Origin of the sequence: Methylophaga frappieri (assembly GCF_000260965.1) — a bacterium.
GTDB lineage: Bacteria > Pseudomonadota > Gammaproteobacteria > Nitrosococcales > Methylophagaceae > Methylophaga > Methylophaga frappieri.
The window spans coordinates 628,280-642,170 of the sequence record NC_017856.1 but is presented as its reverse complement, the minus strand read 5'-3'; the positions used below and the strand labels follow the sequence as shown (position 1 = coordinate 642,170).

The 13,891-nt window shown below is 47.1% G+C and carries 7 protein-coding genes and 1 tRNA gene; all 8 read left to right on the top strand.

The window, feature by feature from the left end:
• The first annotated feature begins 46 nt into the window (after window positions 1-46).
• The 8 genes from Q7C_RS02825 (at window position 47) to nusA (ending at window position 13,890) form a co-directional block, all read left to right on the top strand.
• Window positions 47-664 carry a DUF4124 domain-containing protein gene (locus tag Q7C_RS02825; protein WP_151194714.1) on the top strand — a complete coding sequence of 206 codons (618 nt, stop codon included), beginning with the start codon at window positions 47-49 and terminating at the stop codon, window positions 662-664.
• A 189-nt stretch (window positions 665-853) separates the two neighbouring features.
• On the top strand, window positions 854-1,918 hold the full coding sequence (glnL, locus tag Q7C_RS02820; RefSeq protein WP_014703177.1) for a nitrogen regulation protein NR(II): 1,065 nt from the start codon (window positions 854-856) through the stop codon (window positions 1,916-1,918).
• Window position 1,919: 1 nt separating this feature from the next.
• Window positions 1,920-3,323 carry a nitrogen regulation protein NR(I) gene (ntrC, locus tag Q7C_RS02815; RefSeq protein ID WP_014703176.1) on the top strand — a complete coding sequence of 468 codons (1,404 nt, stop codon included), beginning with the start codon at window positions 1,920-1,922 and terminating at the stop codon, window positions 3,321-3,323.
• A gap of 53 nt (window positions 3,324-3,376) precedes the next feature.
• Window positions 3,377-3,453: transfer RNA gene (locus Q7C_RS02810), tRNA-Met, on the top strand.
• 570 nt (window positions 3,454-4,023) lie between these two features.
• Window positions 4,024-9,459, top strand: coding sequence for a glutamate synthase-related protein (locus Q7C_RS02805; protein WP_014703175.1), 5,436 nt, complete (start codon window positions 4,024-4,026; stop codon window positions 9,457-9,459).
• An 89-nt stretch (window positions 9,460-9,548) separates the two neighbouring features.
• Entirely contained in the window at window positions 9,549-11,351 is a 1,803-nt protein-coding gene (locus tag Q7C_RS02800; RefSeq protein ID WP_014703174.1) for a sulfite reductase subunit alpha, read from the top strand.
• Between the two features lie 502 nt (window positions 11,352-11,853).
• On the top strand, window positions 11,854-12,300 hold the full coding sequence (gene rimP / locus Q7C_RS02795; RefSeq protein ID WP_014703173.1) for a ribosome maturation factor RimP: 447 nt from the start codon (window positions 11,854-11,856) through the stop codon (window positions 12,298-12,300).
• 75 nt (window positions 12,301-12,375) lie between these two features.
• A complete protein-coding gene (gene nusA / locus Q7C_RS02790) occupies window positions 12,376-13,890 on the top strand; it encodes a transcription termination factor NusA (RefSeq protein ID WP_014703172.1) in 1,515 nt (504 codons plus the stop codon).
• The last annotated feature ends 1 nt before the right edge of the window (window position 13,891 follow it).

The following is a 13,891-nucleotide window of genomic DNA, read 5'->3' as shown; positions in this document are numbered from 1 at the left end:
AGCATAATTTGTAGCGAAAACGCCTCCTTTCCGGAGGCGTTTTTGTTTGTATCATCCTCTACTTGTCATGCCTATCTGGCTGGCCTATATTGTTGGTATGAAAAAAATAATTGCTTTGCTGCTTTGTTTTTTACCAGTTGTTATTACGGCTGAGGTTTATCGTTGGGTTGATGAAAATGGTAATACCGTTTTTTCAGATCAACCTGTCGAAAATGCTGAGCCGGTCGATTTACCTGAAGCATCGACCTATTCCCCAGTTGACCTGCCTGATATTGATCCCGATTCTGATGAGACTGATAGTGACCTAACAGAAGAGGAAGCAACGGCGGTGCCTGATTATGAGATTGGTGTTGTGAGTCCGCAAGATGATGAAACGATGCGGATCAACAATGGAAATTTAACGGTGAATATCGAAATACGCCCCGCATTAAGCAGTGACAGGCAAGATAAGATTCAACTGAATCTTGATGGCCGCCCCCATGGCGAACCCTTGCCCCAGTTAAGCTTCTCTCTCGAAAATCTTGATCGAGGCACCCATACGCTGTCAGCCAGTGTGATTAATCAAAATGGTGAAGTTATCGCCGAAAGCCCGCAAATCAAGTTTCACTTGCAACGCAATAGTATTTTATTGAACCCTAATACGCGTAACGTGCCAGCGCCCTAGCTTCTTTTCAACTGCTATACTGGTGGTATGCATCAAAATGGTGCAAGATCACGCTATCTGATTGATGCCGATAAACGTATTGCCAGCAAATCAATCCAGTGTAAAAAATAAATGTAAATCTAATCAATCGCTTATAAAAAAAACTGTTTTTAATCCTGTGTTTGGAGTGGATTTTGCAGTCTAGGCGACATGAAAAGTGATCACCTGCTGATGAATGATGAGTTAATTGCCTGTACAGATGTCTTGGAGAATCTGGCGACGGCGGTACTGGTGCTCGATACACAGTGCCGAGTTTGTTATATCAATACCGCCACAGAAATCATGTTTGAGATTTCGCAACGTCAGGCAGAGCACATTCCCTTTCAAATGCTTTTACCCGGCGAGTTGCGCCTTCAGAAATCGATCCAGCGTGTGCTTAGCAGTGGTCAAGCATTGATCGAACGAGAAATTACGTTATTTTTGCCGGCGAGTGGCGAAATTGTGGTGGATTGTGCCATTAAACTGATGGACCTTGGTGAGTCGTATTTGCTGATTGAATTGTCTCAATTGGATTATCAACAGCGCGTAAACCGGGATGAAAACTTACAGACGCAACAACAGGTTGTTCGCGGTCTGGCACATGAGATAAAAAACCCTTTAGGCGGATTAAGAGGCGCAGCGCAGTTGCTTGAAAGGCAACTGGACTCAGACGATCTGAAAGAATATACCCGTATCATTATCAGCGAAGCAGATCGCCTACAAAATCTGATGACCAGAATGTTAGGACCGTATCAGCAATCTGACAAAACAGCGGTCAATATTCATGAAATTTTGCAACGTGTTCGGCAGCTGGTTGATATCGAAGTTGATGAGCGACTTCAATTTATTGTCGATTATGACCCAAGTATTCCAGATTTACATGCCGACTTTGATCAACTCATCCAGATTTTTCTCAATATCGTTCGTAATGCGGTCCAAGCGATGCACGGTATTGGCATCATCCGCCTGCGCACCCGTATTCAGCGTAACCTGACGATTGATAAGTCCTTCTATAAATTAGGGGTGTTGGCTGAAGTCGAAGATAACGGACCGGGTATTCCCAAACATTTACAAGACAGTTTGTTTTATCCGTTGGTCACCGGCCGTGCTGATGGCACCGGTCTGGGTTTATACCTGGTTCAAAACTTGGTGCAACGCAATGATGGGACGGTGATATGCAGCAGCCATCCTGGGCAAACAGTCTTTTCTGTAACTTTTCCGCTGGAGTCAAGCTAACGTGGCTAATAAACCAAACGTATGGATAGTCGACGATGATCGTTCAATTCGCTGGGTCTTGCAGAAAGCGCTTGAATCTGTCGATATCAGCGTTCAATCATTCGAAAATGCCGATTTGGCACTCCGCGCATTAAAGCAGGAAGCGCAGTCCAACCCTGACGTATTAGTCAGCGACATTCGGATGCCAGGCATGGATGGCTTGCAATTACTGGCCGATATTCAACTGCACCAGCCTGAGTTACCGGTGATTATCATGACCGCCTATTCCGATCTGGACAGCGCCGTGTCAGTGTATGAAGGCGGTGCTTTTGAATATTTACCAAAACCGTTTGATGTGGATGAAGCGGTCGAATTAGTACAACGTGCCATTGCTCACCGCCAACAAAAACATGATGAACCGGATGATGCAATTAATCTGGGTACCGAAATTATTGGTGAAGCACCGGCCATGCAAGAGGTGTTTCGGGCGATTGGACGCCTGGCGCGATCGAATATTACGGTTTTGATTAATGGTGAATCAGGTACCGGTAAAGAATTGGTCGCTCATGCCTTACACAAGCATAGTCCACGGCGAACGGCGCCATTTATTGCATTGAACATGGCTGCCATTCCCAAAGAATTACTGGAGTCAGAGCTGTTTGGTCATGAAAAAGGGGCTTTTACCGGAGCGCATGCCGCTCGAAAAGGGCGCTTTGAACAAGCGAACGGTGGCACCTTATTTCTTGATGAAATTGGCGACATGCCAATTGAGCTGCAAACTCGGTTGTTACGGGTATTGTCTGATGGCGAGTACTTTCGCGTTGGTGGACATAGTGCGGTAAAAGCCGATGTTCGGATTATTGCCGCGACGCACCAAAATTTGGAACAACGGGTTGAACGGGGCGATTTTCGAGAAGATTTATTTCATCGACTCAACGTCATCCGGATCCATATACCGGCACTCAGGGAAAGACGTGAAGATATACCAGCGCTAGTGGCCTATTTTTTAAGCAAAGCGGCACGCGAATTGAACATGGCAACTAAATCGGTGGCAGCAGAAGTCGATAATTATCTGTCTCAATTAACTTGGCCAGGCAATGTTAGACAATTAGAAAATGTTTGTCGTTGGCTAATGGTTATGTCTCCGGGGCAAGTTGTACAAATGGATGATCTTCCCGGTGAGCTATCAGCTGAAAATCATGATGACACGAGTCGTCGTCATGGTGACTGGCAGCAACTATTTAAACAGTGGGCCGCAGCCAAGGCCTTGACCGGGCAGGAAGGGGCTTTGGCCGATGTGGTGCCAATGATTGAAAATGTGTTGATGGAAGTCGCTTTGGAAAAAACAGCAGGTAAACGTCAGGAAGCTGCCAAGTTGTTGGGATGGGGGCGAAATACGTTGACCAGAAAATTAAAAGAGAATTGAATCTATCCTTGCAAGAGATATCGTCTCACTGTATACTTATCTGCTTATTCAGGTGCGGGGTGGAGCAGCCTGGTAGCTCGTCGGGCTCATAACCCGAAGGTCGTTGGTTCAAATCCAGCCCCCGCTACCAATTCTGAATTCAGAATCAACGAAGGCTCAGAACAATTTCAGAAATGTTCTGGGCCTTTTTTATCTGAAATCAGCCGTTTCTAGCTCTTTTTAGCCAGAAAATATCTGGACGTCTTTAATTCAGCACAAATCAGCGGGACAACGCTGAGCTGTTAACGTTTTTCGCCAGTCATGGTTAACGCGATGCCGGCCCGTCACAGCATGTCTCTTGAATTGACCATATTTATTCACCTTGGAATATGTGTTGTATTTTAGGTGATCAACTTTTGGCTTATTAAACGGTATAATAGAAGCAAAATTGGATAAGTGATGAATGCTGTCGTTAGCTTCGCCTGTTACTGGCGTGACTACGAAAGAATTTATTAGCGCAGAGGCTAACAATGTCACCTGCCCAAATAATGATGCGTTTGCGAGCATGAAAATAAATATTAGAAAGCAGCAAACGAGTGCATCCAGACTACCGGGTCTGTGTGGATAGAGAGGATCTTGCCAGTTTTGTTTTACATTAACTGGTTCGACGCGCGCGACCGGTGGTTGATGTTAACTGTACACATTAACTTACGGAAATGGTATGCGAAATTTATACGATCATGATCTGGACTATTCGAGCTGTGGCGTTGGATTTATCACAAACAAGCATAGCAAGCAGACCCATGAGCTATTGGATTTAGCACATCAGGCACTTTGTAAAATCCCCCATCGTGGTGGTATGAGTGCCGAGGGTATTGGTGATGGTGCGGGCGTCAATGTTGATATTTCTCTGAATTTCTTTCGGTTTCTGACGGGGCGTCAGGATCTGGTGTTAGGCCAGTTCGGTGTTGCCAATTTTTTCTATCCGTCTGACTTAACGCAGCACTCTGCTGCAGAAAAACTGATCACCAAAATACTCGCCGATCACGACTTGGAAACCATTTTGTGGCGTGATGTCGAAGTCGATTCTTCATCCCTGAATTCGCGTAGTGCGGCGGCACAGCTTGCTATTCGGCAGGTGGTTTTTCTTCGGCCACCAGCTGTCAAAACACAAGCTGACTTTGAAAAGCTGATTCATAAGGCGCTGGAAGAAATTGAGTATCCTGCTTTTACTGAGCCAAAGCTAAAGGGATTTTATCCTCTGTCGATGAGTTCTCGTACACAGGTGTACAAAGGCCGTCTGAACAGCTGGGAGGTGATCCCGTATTTCCATGATTTGAGCCATCCAGAACATCATATTCATACCTTGTTTTTCCACACCCGGTTTTCGACCAATACCGAGCCGAATCCGATGTTCGCACAGCCATTTCGGCGGATGGCGCACAATGGTGAGTTGAATACCGACCGTAAAAACCGTCTCAGTGAAGAGGCGATTGCACGGTCACACAACAAGCAATTGATTTTTCCGAAAGGTCAGTCTGACTCTGCGCGTTTAGATCAGACGATGGCGCGGCGTATCATCGAAGATGACTTGGCTATTGATAAAGCAGCCTTGGCGATGATGCCGCCTGCTTGGGAAAATGACGATAAATTGCCTGGCGATGTTCGCGACATGCTGGAATATTTCAGTTTGTCTGAAGAAAAAAACGATGGTCCTGCCGCCTTGATTTTCGGCGATGGTATCAAAGTAGGCGCACGATTGGATCGTTTAGGCCTGCGCCCTTTGCGAAGCGTAGAAACGCATGATTACCTCGCTGTCATGAGTGAGGCAGGCCAAATTGATTTTCCATCGGAAACTGTCATTAAGCGTGGTCGTATTGAGGCCGGCGGCATGATTGTGTTTGATCATGAACACAAAACAGTTGAACTGACTGATGATGTTCTCAAACGTCTTGCAAAAGAGCGCGATTATTCTGCCTTACTGGAAAAAGCGCGCTTTGCATTAGTCAATTTACCGGAAAAAACACTGGTTGATCTGGAAGATGATGCCACGTTGAATTTATCCGCGCGTCATGTTGCCTATAGCATGAACCAGGAAAGTTTTAAATTCTTGTTGGATCCGATGCTGCAAAGCGGCATGGAAAAAATCTCTGCTATGGGTTATGGCTTAGCGCCAAATGCCCTGAATCGTGATGAAGGTGGCATGTCACGTTATTTCAGCCAGCGCTTTGCCCAGGTCACCAATCCACCACTGGATAGTATTCGTGAAGCAGATGGGATGACGCTGCGGGTTGCATTAGGTCGCAAACCGAATTTCACTCAGGGTGAAAGTAAGCAATTGGTCATCAACTCACCGATATTGCAGCCACAGCAATTATCTCAGATTTATGCGCAAGAATCGGTTCAGATCGAAACCGTCAATACCTTGTTTACCCCAGATTACGAGGATGCGTCAGCAAATCAACAAAGCATCAGAGATGCGTTGGAAGACGTATGTGATCGTGTTGAAGCACTGGCAAAAAGTCAGTGTGGCATTGTGGTGCTGACGGATCGGCGGGTCAGTGCTGAGCACGCAGCGTTACCAGCTATGCTGGTCATTAGTGCAGTGAATCAACGACTGATTCGTCAGGGGCTTCGTTTCCATGTCAGTGTGATTTATGAAACTGGTCAGGCTGCCAGTACCCATGATATTGCCTGCTTGCTTGGGTTTGGCGCATCGGCTGTTTGTCCGCTAACCGTATATCACCGTGCAAGGGAGCTGTTTTCAGATGAAGCGGGTGTTATCAAGGGCTTAAACAAGTTCCAGAAAGCCGTTGAAAAAGCCTTGATGAAAACGATGGGTAAATTTGGACTGTGCACTGCTGAAAGCTATATCGGTGGAGAGTTCTTTGAAGCCAACTTCATTGATACCAAAGATCCTGATCTGGCACAGATATTCCCAAATATTCATTCACCAGTGGGCGGCGCACAATTTGCAGATATTGCCAAAAGTGCAGCGGACTGGCATCAGCGAGTCGCCTCTGTTCAAAGTGAAGCAGAATTACCTTTGCTCGGCTTGTTTAAAGAGCGTAATGAAGGAGCTGGACACAGTTTCGGTAATACGGCTGTCCGTGAATATATCAATATGACCGAAGAGCCGATCAGTTATGTTGATCTGCCTGAGTTGGAGCCGGCACTAACCTTGCCCTCTGATATCAGCTATCGGGACTTGGGTTACGAAAAACTTGAGCCAGCTCAAATTGACAAATTCAGCGTCACTAAAGCATATCGAAGTTTCAGTCTGAGTCTTCATGCTGAACGCCAAAAGCGGCCGGCGGCGCTTCGAGATGTGCTTGACTTACCGGTTGATCTCAAGGCGTGTGAGAGCATTGAAGATTTTAATAAAAAGCTGGCTGGTATCAACCTGCTGGGCAACCGGTCTGTTGCCTTTCAGGGATTGCAGATAACGCAGCGTGATAGCGATGAATGGTCCTTACAGTTGCAGGCGGCAACAGAATCACGTCATCAGGCGTTTGCTGATGCCTTGCTTAGCTGCTTTGGGTCGTCGCTGGAAGTCTCCGAGGTGAGCGAGCAACAGCTGGTGATTAAAACTGGGGAAACGCTAACCGCTCTCTTTAGTACTGTGATTACTGCGCCTGAAGCGATTGATTTAAACGAAGTGCAACCTGCCCACGAAATTACCGCCAGTTTTGCGTCTGGTGCCATGAGCCATGGCGCCCTAGTGGCAAAAGCACATGAGGCAGTTGCGCAAGGTACCAACATTGCCGGTGCCATGAGCAACTCTGGTGAAGGGGGCGAGCACTCCCGTCGATATAACAGTGTCAAAGCCAGTAAAATTAAACAGTTTGCTTCTGGTCGATTTGGAGTCTGGACGGGGTATCTTGCCGATCCGTCGTTACAGGAAATCGAAATTAAAATCGCTCAAGGTGCCAAACCGGGTGAAGGCGGACAATTACCTGCTGCCAAGGTCAATGTTGAAATTGCGGCCGCCCGTGGTGGTACGCCAGGTGTGGAATTAGTTTCGCCACCGCCGCATCATGATACGTACTCAATCGAAGATTTGGGTCAGCTGATTCATGATGCCAAAGCGGCGCGCGTCAAAGTTATCGTCAAACTGGTTTCTTCGGAAGGCGTGGGTACGATTGCTGTTGGCGTTGCCAAAGCTGGGGCAGACCTTATCAATATCGCTGGCAATACCGGTGGTACTGGCGCGGCGCAGGTGACCAGTCTTAAAAATACTGGCCGGGCCGCTGAAATCGGGATCGCAGAAGTGCATCAGGCGTTGTCTGAGAATGGCCTGCGCGACAAGGTCGTATTACGTTGTTCTAATGCCCACCAGACCGGGCTCGACGTTATCAAATCTGCCATGTTGGGCGGTGACTCGTTTGAATTTGGTACAACGGCATTGATGATGCTTAAGTGCGTCATGGCAAAGAACTGCAACGTCAAATGTCCAGCAGGGCTGACAACCAACCCTGAAGTATATCAGGGCGACCCGCGGGCGCTGGCCCAGTACTTTATCAATCTGGCTCATGAGGTGAGGGAAATACTGGCTTCATTAGGCTTTAGCAGCTTGAGAGCGTTACGTGGGCGTGCTGATTTGCTGCACTTGATTAACCATCCCAGCATGGTTGGCCAATTAGACATGACCGGCATGTTGCGTCGCGTTGATGAAGTGATTGTCGATCACCCGGTGTATCTGGAAGCAAATTTCGAAGCGGATGACAGATTTATTGAAGAAGCTTATGAAAAATTCTTTGCTGATACGCTGACACAGCATGTGATTGAAGGGCCGAATTTACACAACCGGAACAAGTCGACTGGTGGCCAGTTTTCTATTGATGTCGAGCGTTACCTCAATTATGAATTGACACCTGAACAGCGCGCAAACCACCCAGCTATTGATACTTTGCAGAATGGCCGTGTTGTTCTGCGTGAAGACAGCCTGGTAGTCAAAACCTATAATTCTGCTGGGCAAAGCTATGCTGCATTTAATAATTCTGGCATCACCATGGACCATACCGGCACCTGTAATGATGGTGTAGGGAAAGGGGCGAGTGGCGGGCGAATTATTGTCCGTAACCCCGGCGGTGGCGCAGATGCTGACGAGGGTAACGTATTGGTAGGTAATTTTGCCCTGTTCGGTGCCAGTGGTGGTGAATTATTTGTCCGAGGGCAAGCGGGTGACCGTTTTGGCGTCCGTAATTCTGGCGCGGTAGCCGTTGTCGAAGGGGTTGGCGACTTCTGCTGCGAATACATGACGAATGGCAGCATTATCAACCTTGGCTCTTATGGTAAGGGTTTTGGTAATGGCATGAGTGGCGGCAGTGCATATCAGTATGATCCGTCAGGTGATATTGTCAAACGTTGTAGCCATGACTCAGTTCGCGCCACTGCGCTTGCAGAGGATAGCGAACTGATGCAAGGACAAGAGATGGCGTTGCGCTATCACTTGGAAATGCATCTCCAGCATACGGGCTCAAAATTAGTAAAAAACCTGCTTGATAATTGGCAAGAAAGCCGTAAACACTTTTATGTGTTAATACCTTTATCGTTGTACAGCTATCATTGTGGAGAAGCGATTCTGGCCAAAATGGAGCGAAAAGCCATTCTGGAAGAGCTTTCTCAGGCATGGGGAACCTGGCACCTAAGACGTATTGATAAAGCATACAAAGAGTTTACTAACGATGACCAGCCAATTTTTGCCGGTATGCTACCTGGCTATGGTGACTGCGATACCCACCTGATCTGTCAATATATTAATGCAGCAGGGGTGCTTCGGCGTGCGCTGGAAGCAGCAGAAAAACTGGATTTGGTCCAGTCCGGCGCCGTCAGTGCCGATAGGGCCGCTCGTCACTTGGTAGAAACACAAGATCGAAAATTGCTGGAAGTGCTGTTTAAGGATCTTAAGGAAGCGTTGGCCGGATATAGTGATGAAGCACTTGCCGCATTGCTGGCTGACAAACGCGTTCGTGATTACAAAGAATCGCTGACGTTGCGGGAAATCTGGGATTCCCGGGCGTGGGGAACCAGTGTTTGGATTATTGCGCGTGACCGTGCGAACCAGGCCGAACTTGGTACTTTCCCACGTCTGGAAGAGCAGTTGGCATCACATTACAGTCATGTGTTGGCGCAGGTGGTTCGGAAAGCGGCATAATAGCGCCCCTTACAAATACGTCAGACTGCAAAATCAAATTTAGCTAGTTAGGAAGCTCGGTACAAGCCGAGTCGTTGGAGACAAACATAATGAAAAAAATGGTAAATGGTGAACAGGTAGAAAATAAAGAAAAAACGGTTCCTTTTCTGCCTGGTGACTTACCGTTTAATAACGAACAAAAGCAATGGATGGGCGGGTTTCTTGCCGGATTACATACTCGATTGCTGGTTAAAGAAGAAAATGTTTCACAAGCGGCAGCACCGGTCGCGGCAAGACCCATTACGATTCTTTATGGTTCGCAAACCGGTAATGCAGAAAGTTGTGCAGAAGATGCAGCTGAAATGGCCAAAGCGCATGGCTTGTCACCGATTGTCATGGATATGGATGATGCAGACTTGGCACAATTAGCAACAACGGAGCGTTTGTTAATCGTTTGTAGTACTTATGGCGAAGGCGAAATGCCGGATAATGCGCAAAGCCTTTGGGATGCGATAAGTGCAGAAGATGCCCCCGGTTTTGCCAATACCTATTATTCGGTGCTGGCATTAGGTGATACCAACTATGACGGGTTCTGTGTTGCCGGAAAAATGTGGGATGAGCGCCTTGCAGAGCTTGGTGCAAAGCGTATTGCTGATCGGGTTGATTGTGATGTTGATTTTGCCGGGCCAGCAGAAAACTGGATGTCGGAAGCATTGCCAACCATTGCGCAAAAGGGCTCCGATCAAGCTGGTGACGTTGGCAAAGTGGAAAACAAGCCAAAAAAAGAAAAGTCAAAATATAATCGGCAAAACCCACTGGAAGCTGAGTTGACCGCAAAACGGGTATTGAATAAGGCGGGCTCCAGTAAAGAAATCGTGCATTATGAGTTTTCATTGCACGGTAGTGGTGAACATTATGAGGCAGGTGATGCGCTGAATGTGATTCCACGCAACCGACCGGATCTGGTCTCGGAATTGCTGACATTGCTTAATGCGGATGATGATCAGATAGAGCCCTATAATGGGCAAAACCGCTCTTTAAAAACATTGTTGACCGAAGAGTTCGAAATTCGCTTGCCAAGCAAGGAACTGCTGGCAGAACTGGCTTTGCGTACCGGTGACGCTGAGCTGAACCGGTTATTGGAAAACAATGATAAAGAAGCGCTTGATGATTTTTTATGGGGTAAAGACATTGTCGACTTGCTTCGTGCTTACCCGGCTGAGTTGACGCCGGCTGAGTTCCTGTCTCTATGCAAGCCCTTAGCGCCTCGGGCGTACTCTATCTCGTCCAGCATCAACAAACATAACGAATCAGTCCATCTCACCATTAGTAGTGTTCGTTACAACAAGAATGACCGTGAACATCATGGTGTTTGCTCGACTTTCTTGATGGATGTGGCCGAGGTCGGAGACAAAGTGAAGTGTTATTTCTCGCCAAATAAAAACTTTGCCGTGCCAGCAGATGATGATTTACCGATGATCATGGTTGGTCCTGGAACCGGTATTGCGCCATTCAGAGCTTTTTTAGAAGAACGTGAAGTGCGTGAGGCAAAAGGGCCTAACTGGTTGTTTTTTGGGGATAGAAACAGTGCGACAGACTACATCTACGAAGATGAAATCACCGCCATGCAGAAGAACGGCTTACTGACAAGACTGGATTTGGCTTTTTCTCGGGATCAGGAAGAGAAGATTTATGTTCAAGATCGCATGCGAGAAAATGGTGAAGAGCTATTCAAATGGCTGGAACAGGGCGGTTACTTCTACATCTGTGGTGATGCTTATCGCATGGCAAAGGATGTTGATGTGGCTTTGCATGATGTCATTGCTGAACATGGTGGAATGTCTGCTCAGGCTGCGCAAGAATATGTCACGCAACTGAAAAAACAAAAACGCTATGTGCGGGACGTTTATTAACAATACATTACGTTGCGGATAATGTCTGCTGGAGAACCAAAATCCGGTTGTGATTAGGCTAGGACACCATCGTCCCTTGACAACCATCCATGGCGCAACGCCCGTTGCGCCTGCATTTGTAATATGCGATTACATCTGAGGCCGAAAGAAGGCCAGCGCTAAATGGCTTTAGTGCTTGTTATGAAGGTTTAACAGCCTGTCGGTACCGACAAACGTTGCGACTGTAATTGACGACGGAACAGCTTATCAAGAGCGACACAGGCAAGACACCTCTGGTTTTCGAGAGAATTGTTTTTAGTTGCTGAGAAAGCCTGATTTTGTTAATATTCGATGCTTTCTGGGAAGCGGTGAGTATCGGCGTCGGATGTCTGCTGACTCAAGGCTGTTGCAGAGCGGGGCTGGCAACTCGACCCGCATGACAAATTTATTAATTCCGGGCCCCTATATGGGGTTTTTGTTTTTCTGGAGATTCGATTCGTGTCCAAGACACGTTGAGGCGACTATGGCCATCACTGATCAAGTTGAGCAATTAATAGAGGCATCTATCGAAACTCTCGGTTATGAACTGGTGGGTGTTGAATATTTGCAAGGTGGGCACAACCCCATTCTGCGAATCTATATTGACGCCGAGCAGGGCATTTCGATTGAGGATTGTGAGCGTGTCAGTCATCAGGTCAGTGGTGTTTTGGACGTCGAAGACCCGATCACTAAAGCCTATATGCTGGAAGTGTCTTCACCTGGATTTGATCGGCCATTGTTTAAGAAGAAGGATTTTGTCCGGTTTGCTGGTCAGATGGCAAAAATCAGTACCAAATTACCGGTAAATGGCCGACGTAATTTTACTGGCGAATTACAAGGTGTAGAAGACGACGAAATATTAATTGAAGTGGATGGAGAAGTTTTTTCTCTGCCATTCACCAGATTGGCTAAGGCGCGGCTATTAGCCTGAAGCGCATAAGACAAGCAATAAAATTTAAATCTTGGTCTGGATTTTGTGTCCGGGTGAAAATCCACTGGGGGCGTAATGAATAACAAAGAAATCTTACTGGTCGTTGATGCGATGTCTAACGAAAAAGGCGTCAGCAAAGAAGTGATCTTTCAAGCAATTGAAGCGGCATTGGCAATGGCGACCCGCAAACGCTATGAAATGGAATTAGATGCCCATGTCGCGATTGACCGTATCTCAGGCCATTATGAAACATTTCGGCAGTGGCTGGTTGTTGCTGATGAGGATGAAGAGTTTGAAGGCGAGGCATTACAAATCCGCCTTTCAGATGCCACAAAAAAACAATCCGATATCAGTGTTGGCGACTATATTTCTGAGCCAATGGAATCAGTTGAGTTTGGTCGAATTGCGGCCCAAACTGCTAAACAGGTAATTGTTCAAAAAGTACGCGAAGCTGAACGTGCCCAAGTAGTCGATCAATATCGCGAAAAAGTCGGCCAAATGATCCTGGGTACAGTTAAGCGCGTCGAACGTGGCAATGTCACTCTCGATTTAGGCGCCAATGCAGAAGCTTTTCTGCCTCGGGAAGAAATGATTCCACGTGAAAGCTTTCGGTCCGGGGATCGCATTCGTGGGTTTTTAAAAGAAATTCGCCCGGAAGGGCGCGGGCCACAACTGATCGTCAGTCGTATTGCGCCGCAATTACTGATCGAATTATTTCGTCTGGAAGTGCCAGAAATCAGTGATGGATTGATTGAAATCAAAGGCGCAGCACGAGACCCTGGTTTGCGTGCAAAAATTGCCGTTTTGGCTCATGAATCCCGAATCGATCCAGTTGGTGCCTGTGTTGGTATGCGCGGTTCGCGGGTACAGGCCGTGACTAATGAGTTAGCTGGGGAGCGGGTGGATATCATTTTATGGGATGAAGATCCTGCCCGATTTGCAATCAATGCCATGGCACCAGCAGAAGTGTTATCGATTGTCGTTGATGAAGATGCACACAGCATGGACATTGCTGTTGAAGATGAGCAGCTATCACAAGCCATTGGTCGTAATGGTCAAAATGTTCGGTTAGCAAGCCAATTAACTGGCTGGGAATTAAACGTCATGTCCTCGGCAGACGCCGAACAAAAAGCAGAAAAAGAAATGGGCGCGCTCATTGAGAGCTTCATGACTGATTTAGGTGTCGATGAAGATGTGGCCCTTATCCTCGCGCAGGAAGGATTTTCTTCTCTTGAAGAGGTTGCCTACGTTCCTGAGCATGAAATGCTGGATATTGAAGAGTTTGATGCCGAAATTGTGCAAGAACTGCGGTCAAGAGCACGTGATGTGTTATTGACCCGTGCCATTGCGGACGAAGAAGAAAAAGAAGTGTTAAGCCCGGATCAACCTCTGTCAGCTTTACCTGGCGTCGATCAGACATTGGCAGAGAAGTTAGCTGAACAAAACGTGACCACGGTAGATGACTTGGCAGATCAATCTGTTGATGAATTAGTTGAAATTGGTGGTATCGATGCAGAAAAAGCGGCAGCGCTTATTATGAAAGCGCGTGAATCCTGGTTTGCCGATGAATCAACTGATACAGGGGAGTAAC